14 protein-coding genes and 4 pseudogenes are annotated in these 15,988 nt (G+C 68.6%); 7 read left to right on the forward strand and 11 right to left on the reverse strand.

All coding sequences use genetic code 11. The features are described 5' to 3' along the window. The first annotated feature begins 384 nt into the window (after positions 1–384). A complete protein-coding gene (locus AC07C1_RS35715; protein WP_478945990.1) occupies positions 385–1,407 on the forward strand; it encodes a DNA-directed RNA polymerase subunit alpha in 1,023 nt (340 codons plus the stop codon). A gap of 152 nt (positions 1,408–1,559) precedes the next feature. Continuing rightward, a pseudogene (locus tag AC07C1_RS35720) lies at positions 1,560–2,477 on the forward strand (PP2C family protein-serine/threonine phosphatase); the annotation flags it as partial. A gap of 261 nt (positions 2,478–2,738) precedes the next feature. Here AC07C1_RS35720 and trhA read toward each other — a convergent pair. Then, positions 2,739–3,395, reverse strand: coding sequence for a PAQR family membrane homeostasis protein TrhA (gene trhA / locus AC07C1_RS35725; RefSeq protein ID WP_260844970.1), 657 nt, complete (start codon positions 3,393–3,395; stop codon positions 2,739–2,741). A gap of 397 nt (positions 3,396–3,792) precedes the next feature. Between trhA and AC07C1_RS35730 the strand changes: the two genes are divergently transcribed. Continuing rightward, a complete protein-coding gene (locus AC07C1_RS35730) occupies positions 3,793–4,095 on the forward strand; it encodes a hypothetical protein (protein WP_478945991.1) in 303 nt (100 codons plus the stop codon). A gap of 48 nt (positions 4,096–4,143) precedes the next feature. After that, positions 4,144–4,353, forward strand: a complete 210-nt coding sequence (locus tag AC07C1_RS35735; RefSeq protein ID WP_478945993.1) for a hypothetical protein — start codon at positions 4,144–4,146, stop codon at positions 4,351–4,353. A 264-nt stretch (positions 4,354–4,617) separates the two neighbouring features. Here the strand turns inward: AC07C1_RS35735 and AC07C1_RS35740 are convergent, their stop codons facing one another. Next, positions 4,618–4,821, reverse strand: coding sequence for a cold-shock protein (locus tag AC07C1_RS35740; protein ID WP_093872186.1), 204 nt, complete (start codon positions 4,819–4,821; stop codon positions 4,618–4,620). 243 nt (positions 4,822–5,064) lie between these two features. Next, positions 5,065–5,403, reverse strand: coding sequence for a helix-turn-helix domain-containing protein (locus AC07C1_RS35745; protein WP_478945996.1), 339 nt, complete (start codon positions 5,401–5,403; stop codon positions 5,065–5,067). Between the two features lie 1,272 nt (positions 5,404–6,675). Here AC07C1_RS35745 and AC07C1_RS35750 point away from each other — a divergent pair. After that, a pseudogene (locus AC07C1_RS35750) lies at positions 6,676–7,009 on the forward strand (ATP-binding protein); the annotation flags it as partial. A 46-nt stretch (positions 7,010–7,055) separates the two neighbouring features. Further along, positions 7,056–7,321 (forward strand): annotated as a pseudogene (locus AC07C1_RS35755) (hypothetical protein); the annotation flags it as partial. A 98-nt stretch (positions 7,322–7,419) separates the two neighbouring features. Here AC07C1_RS35755 and AC07C1_RS35760 read toward each other — a convergent pair. The 5 genes from AC07C1_RS35760 to AC07C1_RS35780 all read right to left on the reverse strand — a co-directional run bounded on the left by AC07C1_RS35760 (position 7,420) and on the right by AC07C1_RS35780 (position 11,130). Beyond that, positions 7,420–7,728, reverse strand: coding sequence for an SCO5918 family protein (locus AC07C1_RS35760; protein WP_142143821.1), 309 nt, complete (start codon positions 7,726–7,728; stop codon positions 7,420–7,422). Between the two features lie 50 nt (positions 7,729–7,778). Further along, positions 7,779–8,183: a CBS domain-containing protein gene (locus AC07C1_RS35765; protein ID WP_478945997.1), complete on the reverse strand. Its 405-nt coding sequence runs from the start codon at positions 8,181–8,183 to the stop codon at positions 7,779–7,781. Positions 8,184–8,228: 45 nt separating this feature from the next. Then, complete coding sequence (locus AC07C1_RS35770) at positions 8,229–9,722, reverse strand: DEAD/DEAH box helicase (protein ID WP_478945999.1); 1,494 nt, start codon at positions 9,720–9,722, stop codon at positions 8,229–8,231. A gap of 345 nt (positions 9,723–10,067) precedes the next feature. Next, positions 10,068–10,271 (reverse strand): cold-shock protein, encoded by a 204-nt coding sequence (locus tag AC07C1_RS35775; protein ID WP_003973099.1) that lies wholly within the window; start codon positions 10,269–10,271, stop codon positions 10,068–10,070. Positions 10,272–10,665: 394 nt separating this feature from the next. Further along, entirely contained in the window at positions 10,666–11,130 is a 465-nt protein-coding gene (locus tag AC07C1_RS35780) for a hypothetical protein (RefSeq protein ID WP_478946001.1), read from the reverse strand. A 576-nt stretch (positions 11,131–11,706) separates the two neighbouring features. On the opposite strand from AC07C1_RS35780, the pseudogene AC07C1_RS35785 reads away from it, so the two are divergent. Next, a pseudogene (locus tag AC07C1_RS35785) lies at positions 11,707–11,982 on the forward strand (RNase J family beta-CASP ribonuclease); the annotation flags it as partial. Positions 11,983–12,738: 756 nt separating this feature from the next. Here the strand turns inward: AC07C1_RS35785 and AC07C1_RS35790 are convergent. Genes AC07C1_RS35790 through AC07C1_RS35800 form a run of 3 tightly spaced genes read right to left on the reverse strand, consistent with a single transcriptional unit; the run spans position 12,739 to position 15,964 of the window. After that, positions 12,739–14,013: a COG4705 family protein gene (locus AC07C1_RS35790; RefSeq protein ID WP_478946002.1), complete on the reverse strand. Its 1,275-nt coding sequence runs from the start codon at positions 14,011–14,013 to the stop codon at positions 12,739–12,741. Positions 14,014–14,051: 38 nt separating this feature from the next. Continuing rightward, the gene (locus tag AC07C1_RS35795; RefSeq protein ID WP_478946004.1) at positions 14,052–15,320 is read right to left on the reverse strand and encodes a sensor histidine kinase; all 1,269 of its coding nucleotides are present in this window, start codon (positions 15,318–15,320) and stop codon (positions 14,052–14,054) included. Then, positions 15,311–15,964, reverse strand: a complete 654-nt coding sequence (locus AC07C1_RS35800) for a response regulator transcription factor (protein WP_478946006.1) — start codon at positions 15,962–15,964, stop codon at positions 15,311–15,313. The genes AC07C1_RS35795 and AC07C1_RS35800 overlap by 10 nt, the downstream gene beginning before the upstream one ends. Positions 15,965–15,988 lie beyond the last annotated feature (24 nt).

Here is a 15,988-nt window from a genome sequence, read left to right on the forward strand (position 1 = left end):
ACGCGAAGCTCCTGGCAGACACGGGCGATCTTGGTCGAGAACCCGTCTACCAGGAGCTTCGTCGTTGCGCAGGACTGTCCAACTCGCGGTCAACACCGCCAGCTTGGAAAAGGCTCTATGTTCCGCTCACCACCGGCGGACTCCAGCCTCACCATCCCCGGTGCACCTCGATCAGGAGCCCACCCCGAAGGACCCGAGTACAAGGTCACGCCATCGGGGATGAGCACTGAGGCTCATCCCGTGCGGCAGTTGCGGTTGCGGGGGCCGTGCACCACGAGGAAGTGCAGCGCAGCCAACGGAGGCCGTATCGTCTGTACCGCCCGTACCCTTCGTGGTGTCTACGGCGTCGCACAGCGGGCGCCAAACCACTGGAGGCAATACCCCGTGCTGATTGCTCAGCGTCCGTCCCTGACCGAAGAGGTCGTCGACGAGTTCCGCTCCCGGTTCGTGATCGAGCCGCTGGAGCCGGGCTTCGGCTACACCCTCGGCAACTCCCTGCGCCGTACCCTGCTGTCCTCGATCCCCGGTGCCGCTGTCACCAGCATCCGCATCGACGGCGTGCTGCACGAGTTCACCACCGTGCCGGGCGTCAAGGAGGACGTCACCGACCTGATCCTCAACATCAAGCAGCTGGTCGTCTCCTCGGAGCACGACGAGCCGGTCGTGATGTACCTGCGCAAGCAGGGCCCGGGTCTCGTCACCGCCGCCGACATCGCACCCCCGGCCGGTGTCGAGGTGCACAACCCCGACCTCGTCCTCGCCACGCTCAACGGCAAGGGCAAGCTGGAGATGGAGCTGACCGTCGAGCGCGGTCGCGGCTACGTCTCCGCCGTGCAGAACAAGCAGGTGGGCCAGGAGATCGGCCGTATCCCGGTCGACTCCATCTACTCGCCGGTTCTCAAGGTCACGTACAAGGTCGAGGCGACCCGTGTCGAGCAGCGCACCGACTTCGACAAGCTGATCGTCGACGTCGAGACCAAGCAGGCCATGCGTCCCCGTGACGCCATGGCGTCGGCCGGTAAGACCCTGGTCGAGCTGTTCGGTCTCGCCCGCGAGCTGAACATCGACGCCGAGGGCATCGACATGGGCCCGTCCCCCACGGACGCCGCCCTGGCCGCCGACCTCGCGCTGCCGATCGAGGAGCTCGAGCTCACGGTCCGTTCGTACAACTGCCTCAAGCGCGAGGGCGTTCACATGGTGGGTGAGCTCCTGGCCCGCTCCGAGGCGGACCTCCTGGACATCCGCAACTTCGGTGCGAAGTCGATCGACGAGGTCAAGGCGAAGCTGGCCGGCATGGGCCTGGGCCTCAAGGACAGCCCGCCCGGATTCGACCCGACCGCCGCTGCCGACGCCTTCGGCGCCGACGACGCACCGGACGCGGGTTTCGTGGAGACCGAGCAATACTGAACGCTGCGCTGCGCCGGTCATCGAGACACCTCGCGTACGGGGACAGCGAACCTCCACGCTGTTGCCTGCTCGCTGGGCGGCCTCCGCCGGGTCCGCGCCCGCGCACAAACCCTGGTGAAGGCAGCCGACGATAGAGCGGCGCAGCTTCGCCACTTCACTTGTTCCTGCCCGCGGCGCCGGACGCGGAGGTGATGCGGGAGATCGGCGAGACCGCGCACGCCCTGGCTTACATCGTCATCGCGAACCGGTCCTACACCGACGTGTACCAGTGGGGCCGCCGTACCGTCCCACTGAGCCTGGCCGCGGAGATCCAGCACCGGCTGCTGCCGTCGTCGCTGGCGTGTGAGGCTGCGCAATTCGCGGTGGCCAGGGCGCTGGAGCCGGCCGACCATGTAGGGGGTGACACCTTCGACTACGTGATCGACCGGGACACGGTCCAGCTCTCCGTCACCGATGCCATGGGTCACGACGTCGACGCCGCACTGCTGGCCACCCTGCTGGTGGGCGCGCTGCGCCGGGCCCGACGGGCCGGCGCCGGCCTGGCCGAACAGGCCCGCCAGGCAGACCAGGCCATGCGCGAGCACGGCCGCCAGGGGTACGTGACCGGTCAGCTTCTGCGGATAAGCCTGATCGACGGCGAGACCGAGTTCATCAACGCCGGGCATCCCTGGCCGCTGCGGATGCGGGACGGACAGGTGCGGGAGATCGTTCCGAAGATCGATATGCCATTCGGCTTTCCTGCCCCTCACAGCTACCGGGTCCAATCGCTGGACCTGCGGCCGGGCGACCGGCTGGTGATGCTGACCGACGGCATGCTGGAGCGCAACGCAGGCAGCCTCGATCTGCCCGACCTGATCGTGCGCACGCGCGCGCTCCACCCCCGCGAGGCCGCCCGCACCCTCATCGCGGCGATCGTCGAGGCCCACCACGGTCACCTGCAGGACGATGCGACGGTCATGTGCCTGGACTGGCAGGACGTCGGCCACTCCCGGCGGGCCGACGACACCGGTGCCGACCTCACCGACGCGTCCGCCCCGTCGCGGACGAGGCAGAGCGTTCCCGGACGATGACTCGGGCCTTCTCCGGTCCCCGCTGCTGCGGGCCCTTGGGCGGACGCCCCAGGGGTGCTTTGCCCAGGATGGCGGCGTTCACCGGGGCAGGCGCCTCCGGAGGCGGCCCAGGCGCCGCCTGACAGGGACGAAGACAGCGGTCAGGACCACCACACCGGTGACGAGCAGGTGGAACAGGCCCTTCGCCACCAATCCTCGGAGTGGTGGGGGAAGTTGGAGGAAGTATTAGCGGCGAGCGAGGCAGTACTCGTCGCCGCGCCCTCAGTAGGTGGCCAGGGAGATGGCGATGTAGTGCGCGGTGAAGGCTGCCACGGTCAGGGCGTGGAAGACCTCGTGGTAGCCGAACCAGCGGGGTGAGGGGTCGGGCCGCTGGAGGGCGTAGACGACCGCGCCCGCGCTGTATAGGAGGCCGCCGACAACGATCAGGACGACTACGGCTGCTCCGCCGGTGTGCAGGAAGTCGGGCAGGTAGCGCACCGGCGCCCACCCCAGGGCCAGGTAACACGGGGTGTACAGCCATCGCGGGGCTCCGACCCACAGGACCCGGAACACGATGCCGGCCAATGCCCCAGTCCATACGATCCACAGCAGCATGGACCGCTGTTCAGGCCGCAGGAGGAGCACGGCCAGGGGGGTGCAGGTGCCGGCGATGATCAGGAAGATGTTGGCGTGGTCGAGTCGTCGTAGAAGAGCCTCGCCCAGTGGTCCCCAGGTGCCACGGTGGTAGACGGCGCTCGTTGCGAACAGCAGCAAGGCGGTGACCGAGTACACGGCGCAGGCCAGGACTGCCTGCGGAGTACGGGCCAGGCAGACGAGTACGACGCCCGCGATCAGTGCGGCGGGGACCATTCCGGCATGGAGCCAGCCACGCAATTTAGGCTTGATCGGTTCGGCGAGGTCGGCCGCCCACTCCGCCAGGGCGGAGACCGAGTGAGCCTTCTCCCCTGCGTGTCCGCCTTGCGATCCGTCGGGTAGCCCGCCTTCACGGCGCTCTCCACGCGCTGAGGCGGCGTGACCGTATTCGACTTCAGCGGCATCACGGGACACTGCTTCTCGTTCTCCCCCGGGCGACTGGGCGTCACTGGCAGCAATGCGGTAATGCTAAAAGACCTCACTCCGGCAGGCATTCATGGGAGGTCGGTCCAGAACCCCAGAGCCACGTCGCCGGGCCCGGCCGACTCTCCACCGCGTGAACTCCAGTCCCGTTGACCCTCCCGCCGATCGGGCCTGCCGAAGCCGAGTAAAACGGCCGGCCATGGGAAAGATCAGGGCTTCCGAACGGGCATCTTCGCTCGCCTACGCGCAAGGATCGCCGATGCTTCCTGACGTCCGCCCCCACGTATCCACCGCCCTCGCAGACCAGTTGGAACACCAACTGGACCTGGCTCCGCATCTCGAGGCCGGCCGGCTCGATGTGGAGGGCGTCGCCGGCATCGCAGTCGTCGCAGCCGCCCACTCCGATGGTTACGCGGCCACCGGCCATCTCCTCGGGCTGCTGGCCGCGCTGCCTGCCCCCACCGAGGCAGGCGAACGCTTCTGGTCGGACCTGTGGAGGTCGTCGGGCACCGCGTACCTGCTACCCGTCAACATGAAGGCTCAGGTGCTGCGTTCTCTGTAAGGAGAGGGAACCGCCCTGGCCAGGCAGATCCTCTCGGCCATCGATGAGATGACTCCGCCCCAGCGCGTGGCGGCCGGAGAGGTGATCGGTCAAGCTCTCGCCGAGTCCGACCATTTGCCCGACCTCAAGACACAGGTCATCGGCGAGTTGTGGCTCCGAGATCTCGAGCTCACCGCCTGGCGCGTTCTGCATGCGGACCGCAGATGGGACGATCCGGATGGACGGCAAGCCTTCCTCGCCGCCTGGACGGGCACCTGATCGTCTGCTGCTCCGAACTGCGCGCACAGAGGCGCAGGGCATGCGGCGCCCGCACCGGACGACGCTCGAAGCAACTGAGGTCAGGAAGTTCGGCCGAGGTCACACCCGTCTCAACAGATCAGGGGCCGCGCAGCGATGGCTGCGCGGCCCCTGATCGTGCACGCCTTGCACGAGAGCAGGCGCTTCGCCCGGTGGGCGGCAAAGCCCACACGGGCGGCGCTCACCGGGCGCAGTGTGCGCGATCCCTCGGGCGGGTCTGTGAGGTCAGGCCGGGGTGATGTTCTCGGCCTGCGGACCCTTCTGGCCCTGGGTGACGTCGAACGTCACGCTCTGTCCCTCCTGGAGCTCACGAAATCCCGAGGAGTTGATCGCCGAGTAGTGCGCGAAGACATCCGGGCCGCCGCCGTCCTGGGCGATGAAACCGAAGCCCTTCTCCGCGTTGAACCACTTCACAGTTCCCGTAGCCATGTCTCATGCCTTCCAGTCGATGAACGCCTCCCACAACGCGCGGAAGGCGGAGGTGATCGCCCTGGTTCCTGCGGCACAGCACAGCAAAACGCCCACACCGAAGGCGTGGGCAAGAGGGAATTCCGAACCACGACAGCTGACGCAGACGCTACACGGCCACACGCCGCGTCACCACAGGAAACGATCACACCACACGGCAGACCATGCGTGCGGTGCCCGCCGACGCGGAGGGGCACGCTCATCTCACGCTGCTGCGGTCGGGTTCGCCGACTCGGTGGCGCGGCGGTATTCGGCGTTGATGCGCCGGGCTTCCTCGAGCTGGTCTTCGAGGATGATGATGCGGCAGGCGGCCTCGATGGGGGTGCCGTGGTCGACGAGTTCCCGGGCACGGGCGGCGATGCGCAGCTGGTAGCGGGAGTAGCGGCGGTGTCCGCCCGCGGAGCGCAGCGGGGTGATGAGGCGGGCTTCGCCGATGGCACGGAGGAAGCTCTGCGTGGTGCCGAGCATCTCGGCGGCCCGGCCCATGGTGTAGGCGGGGTAGTCGTCGTCATCGAGACGGCCGAACATGTCGTCTGCTGTCATTGCACCTCTCTGTTCTGTGGCACGCATTGAGGGGCCCTGGCGCCGTACTGGCACCAGGGCCCCGAAGGAACTACTACACCATCTGCCGGCCCTGATACTGCACCGGCCCTCTGTTTCCGCAGACCCGACCGAGACGCTGTCGGGGGCGCGGGGATCGCGGTTGCTCGACCGGAGACCACCTCACTATCGATGTCCTGCGGTACCCGGGTCCAAGACTTCCGCCCGGGCGATCCTGATGGCGCTCGGCTCCTCCGTTCTTCCCTCTTGATCAACTACTCACTAACGGGAACTGCGTACTACTGGTATTGCGAACTGCTGGTGGCCTCGAACAGCGCCACTCTTCGGCAACCAGCCCCGTCGCCCGTCCTGCGTCTGCTCTGGCTTGGAACTCCACTGCCGAACCTCCCGGTGCGCGCGCCCGCAGCCGACGCCTTCACCGAGGTACTGCTCACTAACTTCACTGCTGGGTACAGCGAACCTTCACTTACTGGTACTGCCACTGCGGTACTGCTCATGGCGGCCCCTGATCACTGCGGGCCACCCGGTCCGGTCGTCAGTCCCGTCGCCGTCCTGCAACCGCTCTGGCTTCGGAACTCCACCACCGCACCGTCCTGCGAACTGCAACTGCGTACTGCTGCCCGGCAGTTCATCTCTGCCGGGCCTCTCTTGATCTCGGCTACGACAGAAACCTTAACCACACCGTCGGCCAATGTCTACTCCAGCGGGTATAGATTTCCGGGCGCTGGAAGATGAGGTGCTCCGCCTCGACCGGTACCCATGGATGGTTCAAGCAGCTGCGAGGCTTTGTCCGGCGCTCACAGTGACCCACCACCGCGTGGCATGTCGGGCTGGGCGTGGCGTCGCCGCGCCTGCGCCGCGGCTGCCGTCGGCGGCACCGGCCAACACTGCGTCTCGTGAGAACACCACCGACCGGCACGGACGTTTCTAGCCGTGACGCCCCCAGGTCGGCCGTTGACGAGCGTGACAGAAGGCCCTGGGCCGCCCTCGACGATCCCGGGATGATCGAGCAGCTGGTGGCGAACCGGTACGGCCCCTGACGCGAGCAGTCCGCGGGCTGCGGAGACACGGGCTCACGGCAGCGGGTGCCGTCATGCGTCGGCCGTGGTCCTCCGCCCCCTCAGGCAAGCACTGGGGCTCTGCGGGGTTGGCAGGTGGAGGGCGGGGCACAGGGGTCGGGTTTAGCCAGGGCAGGGGGCATGGATGATTCAGAGATCTGGGGGACCCTGATGCTCACGGTGATTGCCGGCGCCGCAGCCGACCGTGGCTCCTGTCGCGCCGGACACTGTGGCCCTGGTCGTCTCCGAGCTCGGCACCCATGCTTCCCGTGATGCCGCTGAAGTCGAATACGGTCACGCCGCCTCAGCACCGTGGGGGCCGCTGCACACTGGAACCGACTGCGCACCCCGACACCATCCAGGTCGCCGTTCACGATCCCAGCCGGCATGTGCCGCGCATGCGCACCCCTGACCTGAACGGCGGTACCGGGGGCTTCGGCTGGCCCATGATCACCGGCCTCGCCCACGCCACGGCGCCCACCCGCCGGGCCTCCGGCGGCAAGACTGTGAGCGCCCTCCTTGCCCGGTAGCGTCACCGCTCAAGCAGCCGGATGGCCGACGAACATGGTCCGCCTCATACCGCAGCCCGACGAGTTGCCGGGTGACGTTGCCGCCCTGGTGGAGTCCGGCCAGAGCAACCAGAAGTCCCTGGCCGCGGCCACCGGTGGCGCTGCCGTCACCCGGTCGGCCGGCAGCCGAAGCGCTGTGGAGGCAGAGGGTGTCGGCTGTGCCGTGGGATTTCGCCCACTCGGGCGAGTTCACCCGCCGTCTTCGACGCCCCCGTGAAGGAGGACGGGCCGCCCACGCGTCTGCAGTTCCCTGTCGCCCGGATCCTGCAGGGCAACGGTGACGGGAACCCGCTGCACAGGTGTGGGCCCGACCGGCGTACGGGTCGGGCCCACATTGCTGCTCAGGTGTCGGCTCGTGTCTGTTTACCCGATCAGGCCATGACGGGGGTGCCGAGCATCGCGGAAGCGTGCTGCATCGTGCTGAGAATGCCCAGGGGCGCTGCCTTGGGAACGGCGCGGCAGGTGAAGCCGAGCTGAGCCATGGCCCGCAGGACTTCGGCGGCGCTGAAGTCACGGCGGTCCTGGCGCGTGATGACCTGGCCGACCTGCTTGACGGGGTAGTGGCGGCGGCCGATGATCACCGATTGGCCGGTGACCGGTTCGGGCTTGATGCCCTTCATCGATTCCAGCACGCCGGCCTTGGTGAGCTCGAAGGGGAAGCGGGCGATGACGCAGCGCATGTGGCCTCACAGAGAGAAGGGAAGAACGGTCCGATCAGGGGCCGGGTGTTTCAGCGGAAGAGGGCGAGGACGCCCAGGGCGCTGCCTTGCTCGTCGACCACCGGCAGGACACCCAGCCGACGGGTGCGCATCGCGTGCTCGGCTTCGGCCATCGTGGTCACGGGTGAGGCGAACGAACCGTGGTCGCCGAGGATGTCGCGCAAGCGGACACGGTCCGTGTAGTCGGAGCTGTCACGGACGGCGGCGAGTTCGGCATGGGTGACCAGGCCGGTGCACTGGGCGTCCTGGTCGCAGACGACCAGCCGGACCGTGCGTGCGGCGGCCATGACGGCCAGCGCCACCTCGACGCTCATGTCGTCACAGACCTGCGGTCCGGCCGCGTCCATGACCTCCACCGCTGTCCTGTGCGCGGGGTCGGCGTCCGCCGGGCGGGACTTTGTCTGAAGCAGCGTCAAAGCGTGCCTCTGCAGAGATGGGCCGGCTTCCTGATCACTAAAGGTCTAGGCCACCGCGCCGAAGCCGGACTGGCGTCCGGGGGTGCGCCTGGTCGCCGAGGCGGGGCGGCGGCGGCCTCGGGAGGTGGCGCTGCGCTTGGGGCGTTCGACCACCGGTGCGGTGATGACGACCGGGATGCCGGACGGGGTCTGGGCGCCGGTGATCCGGCTCAGGGCCTCGTCGCCCGAGCGGACCTGGGTGGTCTGCGGCCGGATTCCGGCGTCCGACATCAGACGGACCATGCCACGGCGCTGGTTCGGCGTGACCAGGGTGACGACGCTGCCGGACTCGCCGGCGCGGGCGGTACGGCCGCCGCGGTGGAGATAGTCCTTGTGGTCGGTCGGCGGATCGACGTTGACGACCAGGTCAAGGTTGTCGACGTGGATTCCGCGCGCCGCGACGTTGGTCGCCACCAGCACGGTGACGTGCCCCGTCTTGAACTGCGCCAGCGTGCGGGTGCGCTGGGGCTGCGACTTGCCGCCGTGCAGCGCGGCGGCCCGCACCCCGCTGTTGAGCAGGTCCTGGGTCAGCCGGTCGACGGCGTGCTTGGTGTCCAGGAACATGATCACGCGGCCGTCGCGGGCGGCGATCTCGGTCGTGGCGGCGTGCTTGTCGGCGCCGTGGACGTGCAGGACGTGGTGCTCCATCGTCGTGACCGCACCGGCCGACGGGTCGACGGAGTGCACGACGGGGTCGGTCAGGTAGCGGCGTACCAGCAGGTCGACGTTGCGGTCCAGGGTGGCGGAGAACAGCATGCGCTGCCCCTCCGGGCGCACCTGGTCGAGCAGGGCGGTGACCTGGGGCATGAAGCCCATGTCGGCCATCTGGTCGGCCTCGTCCAGCACCGTGATGCCCACGTGGTTCAGCCGGCATTCGCCGCGGTCGATGAGGTCCTTGAGCCGGCCCGGGGTCGCGACGACGACCTCGGCTCCGCCGCGCAGCGCACTGGCCTGCCGGCCGATCGACATGCCGCCCACCACAGTGGCCAGCCGCAGCCGCACGGAGCGGGCGTACGGGGTCAGCGCGTCGGTCACCTGCTGTGCCAGTTCACGCGTGGGTACGAGGATCAGTCCCAGCGGCTGGCGGGGCTCGGCACGCTGTCCGGCGGTGCGGGCGAGCAGGGCGAGGCCGAAGGCGAGGGTCTTGCCGGAACCGGTGCGGCCGCGGCCCAGCACGTCCCGGCCCGCCAGGGAGTTCGGCAGCGTCGCTCCCTGGATCGGGAACGGTGCGGTCACACCCTGCCTGCCGAGTTCGGCCAGTAGTTGCTCGGGCATGTCGAGATCGGCGAAGCCCTCGACAGCGGGCAGTGCGGGGGTGATCGTCCTGGGCAGCGCGAACTCACCTTGCACTGCGGCGGGCCGACGGCCATAACCGCCGGAGCGGACGGGGGCGCCGGTACGACGCGGTGCCTGCGAGCCGTAGCCGCTGCCGCCCCTTCCGGCGTCGGCACGGCCGTCACGAGAGCGGGCGGGGCGGTCGTTCGTGTACGTGCGGTTCATGCGGAACCTTCCTCGATGGGGCACATATCAAGGAATTCCCGCTGCGATGAATGGCATGGAGAATTACAAGTATGGACCGGTGGCAAAAGAAAGCAGATCTGGCCGGCGAAAACATCCGTGGGCACAGGTGCCGAAATGGGTGACGCGATGGGGAGCTTGCGATCCGGGCGCCGGATGCGGGGCAGCGCTTCAGGGTGCGTCTGCGTCCTGAGGGAGGAACCGCTTGTGGTGGTACTGCGGAGTCCTCCGGGGCGTCCCGCGGGTGAAAGCCGCTGCGGGATACGCATGCAGCTGGGGCCCGCACCCCGAAGGATGCGGGCCCCAGCTACGGATTGCGCGTGAGCGTCAGGCCGGAACGATGTTCTCGGCCGTCGGGCCCTTCTGGCCCTGCGCGATGTCGAAGTTCACCTTCTGGCCTTCGAGCAGCTCGCGGAAGCCCTGCGCGGCGATGTTCGAGTAGTGGGCGAACACGTCGGCGCCGCCACCGTCCTGCTCGATGAAGCCGAAACCCTTTTCCGCGTTGAACCACTTCACGGTACCAGCAGCCATGTCATATCTCCTTTGGGGCAGTGCATCGGCGTCCGCACTGCGCGGACGCCGTGTCGCCGCGATGATTACCCCGCCCGGAAATGACCGGAAATACAAAAGTGCTCCCGACCGGCAGAAGCCTGGTGGGGGCACTTGAAGTTTTGGGAACCACAACTGCAACTGAGATAGACAGTAGCACGCCGGAGCCGCCCCTGTGCGTTGGATAATTCCACTCCGCTCTTCGTGACAAGAACTCCCGCTGCGCGATCCGCCAAAATCTGATCCCTCGGGAACAGATATTGATTCACTCGGCGTTGACCTTCTCAGATCGGAGACATCGCAGATCAGACGATGACCCCGAATCAGCCGCAGGCCCACTGGGGCGCCGCCGGAGCGGGCGGCGTTGGTGACCAGCTCACCGACGATCAGCTCTGTGGGGAGCACCGGATGTTCCAGCCCCCCGAGGGCTCCTGCAGAAGTTCTTCCAGAATGCGGCCACCGATTTCCGTGACCGGGCGGCCGCCTTCAGCGCCTCCAGCCGTGCCTTCCCGCACCACGGCCAGTCCGCGGGCGTGGAACGGATCTTGCGCCAGTGCGCCGGTGTGGAAGGGCTGCACATCACCAGGCTCAGTTGCAGCTCGGCGGCTTCGAAAGACTCAGCGCCTTCGCTCAGGGGCAGCCTCGGACACACGGACGCTGCGTCGGCTTCGGCGCCGCGCCGTCTTAAGGACAGGAGGGCCTCGCTGAGCATGTCCTTGACGGCGTGGTCGATCTCGCCGTGCACGGTGACCACACGGATGCCGTTGGTGACGGTGTGGCGGATTCGCTCCAGCTGCTGGTTCGGTACCTGCAGGTGCTGTCCCGCAACGACAGTCGACACGCCTGTGACTGGACACTTCGGTCATATATCTCATGAGTCAGACCCCCGTCCGGGACGGCACTGCGCAACCGTCCCATCGATCCCGGTACAACGGCATGACCCGACCACAGCCGAAAGGCTTCGCCCGAACCGGTGCTCAACATGGCCCGGACGCGCTGCTCCTGTGTTGACTCTTCGTCTACTCACGACCGGCATTGACGGACAGCCTTGCCGCCCGCCTTACGAGCTGTCGTTCGTCGACCATGGCACGAACGGCCCGAGACACCGTCCAAGGGGCGGGCCTCGCGCAGCCCGGCGAGGGACTCCTCACTGCCGAGGCGTCTCGGGTCGTCCCCCGTCGAGCAGCTGCGGGCGTGACGTTCCCCGAGTCGGGCCAGTCGGCCTTCACTTCCTGCCTGAGTTGCCTGCTTCGCCTGGCCAGCCGGCACGACGTAATTCGGGTGTCCTGCAACACCGCCTCTTCACTGTCTTGGTCGTTCTTGCTGTCCTCGGTGAGCCGTGCGCAGGAACGAAATGCTTGTACGGTTCAGCCCGGCCAGTCCTTCCCGCGGGTTCGCATCGGCACTGACGAGGACAGCCGCCGAAGGCGTCGTCACGGTGGTGGCGATCGTCGACGCGGACACCGGCGCCCTCGCCGAGGCCCCCGACTTCCTGGCCCGGGGCTTCGTCCACGACGACACCACCCTCGAGCCGGTCATTCCCATCTTCGAAAAGACCCTGGCCACCGCGGCCGAGGAAGGCGTCGGGGACGCGCGCCAACTCGAACAACTCCTCGCCCGCGCCGTGGCGAACTCGGCGTTCCGCACCCACCGCCGCAAACCCCTCATCATCCCCGTCATCATCGACGCCTGAGCCACAGCCCGGCAGTACTGTCCAATTCCGGCCGGGGGCCCGGCAACGAGGTCGGGCACGGGAGTCATCCGCCGGGAATTCGACAGTGCCAGCGATGCTGGCCGCCGGAGCCGGCGGACTGGTCCTCGCCCTTGGCCTCGCCGAACGCCGTCGTACCTTACGCCGTCGCCACCGTCCTCGGCGCACGCACACGTCAGCTGCGCGGCATGGTCCTCACCGAGGCCCTGCTGCTGGCCGCAGGCGGCCTGGCCGGGGGTGCCGTCATCGGATGGGCGCTGTCGGAGATGCTGGTCAAGGTACTCACCGGCGTGTTCAACCCGCCGCCCGCCGCCTTGGCGGTGCCCCGGCGTCTACATGACCCTGACCGGACTGGCCGCCTTGATCGCCGTACTGGCCGCAGCCCTGAACGGCATCCGCGGTGCCCGGCGCCCCGCGGTGGAAGAACTGCGCGGCCTGTGAGCCCGCCTACAGGAGAGCGACCTGTCTACTCCGTTGCCATGAGCACGCCTGCCACACCGGACCGCAGCAGCCTGCACGGCCGGGACGAAGAGTTGACTGGCCCTCGCCTGTTCGCGCGGTAGGGCCTGCACTCATTCGGCCCACGCCATCCGGTCAGCGACCGCCCCACGCGAGGCTGCGGCCGCATTGCGGTGTCCGAGGCTCCCCGGCGTGTGCCGAGGAAGCGCGGTTCTCTGCGCTGCCTCAGCACTCTGAGCCTGCCCGGCCGGGTGGGCCGGCCGGGCGCTGTGCGGCCTGTCAGCCCATGTCCGTCAACAGGGTGTTCAGTTCCTTCTCCTGCTGCGCAGGCGACATCGGCGGGTTCGAGTGGTCGATGCCGAACGTCTTGAGCATCTTGTCCATCTGAGCGTCGATGGAGGTCCAGCCGGTCTGGTCCAGCGGCTGCAGCGATGCCTGGTCGGCGTCCCACAGGTCACGCAGCTTCTGGGCGGCCGCGTGGGCCCCGGTCTCGTTCCCCGAGCGTGCGTCCTTGAGCGAGGTGGAGGCAAGGGTCTTCAGCGCGGCGACCTTGGCGGGCGGGAACTTCTTCACCGCCTGGCCGGGAGCCATCTGGACAGCGGAGGTGTTGTCTTCCTCCGGCGCCGGGCCGACGTGCGGCCGGCCATGGGCCCAGACGAGCAGGCCCGCGGTGGCGACGGCGAGCAGTCCGAAGCCGGCCAGCGCGACGCGCTCCTTGCGCGGGTCGCCGGTGGTGTGTGCGGCGTGGCCAGCCTCGTGGGTCTCGGTCACGTCCGAGCGCGTCACCGTCAGGTAGACCACCGTCGCCAGGATGAGGCCGAGGAAGATCAGGCTGGTGGTGAACGTGCCCAGGTCGAGACCGGTGGGTTCGCCGGGGTTCTCGGCGACCTTGGGGGAGGCGAGCCAGTCGCCGATGTTCGCGCCCAGCGGGCGGGTCAGGATGTAGGCGAGCCAGAAGGACAGCACCGGGTTGGCGCCGAACTTCCACAGCGCGGTGATCGCCGCGATGAGGCCGAGCGGCAGCAGGACCGAGACTCCCGGGCTCCAGCCGGTCAGTTCCAGGGTCCAGTCGCCGGTCGCGGTGCCGAGCGCGAAGGTGACGAGAACGGCGAGCCAGTAGAACGACTCCCGCGGAAGCGTGGTGACCGAGTGGATCGACAGTGTGCGCTCCCGCGCCCACCACACGCCGAAGACCGCCGCGAGCAGCACCGAGAAGACCGCGGAACTGATCCACAGCGGCACGTTCAGCTGGTCGGTCAGGATGTCGGTGTACAGGGTTCCGGTGACGCTGACAACGACCACGGTCAGCCAGTATGGGAACGGGACGTACCGCTTCAGCCGCAGCTGGACGGCCAGGGCCACCACGAACACCGCGGTGAAGATCCAGGCGGTGTTCACCAGGCCGACGCCCAGCTTCATGTTGATCCAGTCGGCGAAGCTCTCACCGACGGTCGTGCACAGGACCTTGATCACCCAGAACCAGATGGTGACCTCGGGAACCTTGTTGAGCATGAGACGCCCACTGCGCGCGCGTGCTTCCGTTGTCGTTGTCATGCGGGGAGATTCACGCGGGGAATCTGCACATAACCTGACTACGCGGCTGCGCGGGCGGCCGGGAGTGTCATCTCGACGTGACCGCGGCCGTCCGCGATCGCGCGGACCTCCACACCGGCCGAGGCGGCGATGCGCCGGACCACCGGCAGTCCCAGCCCGTACCCGCCGCCACCGGTCACCCCCACTTCGAAGACCCGGTCGACGTCCGCGGGATCGAATCCGGGGCCGTCGTCCAGGACATCGACCACGATGGCCTCGCCCTGGTTGCGCGCGGTGATCCACACCCGGGACTTCGCATGCCGCAGGCCGTTGTCCAGCAGGGGTGCCAGCAGCGACACGGCGACGTCGGCCGCCACGGCGACCTCAACCTTCGAGGGGAAGGCGACCTCGACCGCACGGCCGGCGATCGCCTGCCGTGCGGCGGAGCGCAGGTCGCACCGGGTCCCCTCGTCCGTCCTTGCGCGCGCGGCGCGCAGAAGCGTCGTGATCGCCGTATCGAGGCGGTCGACCTCGCTCAGCACCGCCTCCGTCGGCACCGGCTCGCCGGACAGCTGCGCCAGCTGCGCCTCGGCCCGCAGGACCGTGAGCGGTGTCCGCAGCTCGTGGGCGATCTCATCGGTGAGCCGGCGCTCGTCCGCCAGCGCGTTGTCGACGCGCTCCAGGAGGTGGTCCAGGGTCCGCCCCAGTTCCCCGAACTCGTCGCGGGGGATGCCGAGGTTGAAGCGGCGCCCGGGTTCGTGCTGGCCCCAGTCGTCGGCGAGGGCGGCCATCTCGTGCACGACCCGCAGCGCGCGGCGCACCACGAGGTGTGCGACCCCGCCGGCGAGGAGGATCGTAAGGCCGCCCAGTATCAGGGACAAGGTCAGGCTGCGCTGCTCGGATGTCTCGTAGGGCGTGAGGTCCACCCGGGCGATCACCATGACGTGGTGGCCGTCCATCGGGACCTTCCGCGCGTACAGGAGGTAATCGCCGACCGACGCGGTCTGCGAGCGCCCCGAGTCCGCGAGCTCCTCGACGCGACCGACCAGGCTCGGCGGGACGTTTCCGTCGATCAGACGGCCGTCGGCATACATCCAGGCGACCTCATCGAGCGCCTCACTGCCGTTCTCCGTCAGTACGATACGGCCGCCTTTGGCTGTGACGTTCGCCGCCACCGCCTCGGCGCGCGTACGCGCCAGGTCGTGGGCGTCGGCGTCCGTCACCCGGCTCAGCAGCACGTGCGAGACCACGACCAGGATCGCGACCACGGCGGTGGCGATCAGCACGGTGAGCGCGACGACCCGCTTACGGAATCCCGTCACTGCCATCGGTAGCCCACGCCGCGGACGGTCGCCAGACGCTCGGCCACACCCAGCGAACCAAGCTTCGCCCGCAGCCGGCGCACATAGGAGTCGAGGGTGTTGTCGCTGACCTGCGCCCCGTGCGGCCAGCCGGCAGCGACGAGGGCGTGGCGGCGTACCGCGTCGCCCTGCGAGGCGATCAGGCGGCCCAGCAGCCGGAACTCCGTCGGGGTCAGGCTCATGCTCACCGAATCGTAGGTCACCACGTGCTTCGCTGGATCGAGGACGACCTCGCGCGGTGCGGGCACCACGGTGGCCCGGCGCAGCAGCGCCCGGACGCGGACCAGCAGTTCCGGAATGTCGAAGGGCTTGGTCATGTAGTCGTCGGCGCCGGCCTCGAAGCCGCCCACCTTGTGATGCAGGCCGTCCAGGGCGGTGAGCATCAACACCGGCGCGTCGACGCCGCGAGCCCGCAGGGCCAGGCAGACGTCTCGGCCGTCGGCGTCTGGGAGCCCGAGATCCAGGACGACCAGGTGGGGCGCCGGTTCGAGCTGCCGCAGCAGGGTGTCGGCCGTGGCGGCGACGGAGACGGTGTGCCCGTCGTGCTCCAGGGCGCGCTTGAGGACGCCGCGGACCGCCGCGTCGTCTTCGCACACCATGATGAAAGCCACGCGCTGACCCTAGATACTCCCGTC

The sequence above is a fragment of the Streptomyces sp. NPDC045022 genome, assembly GCF_056432605.1.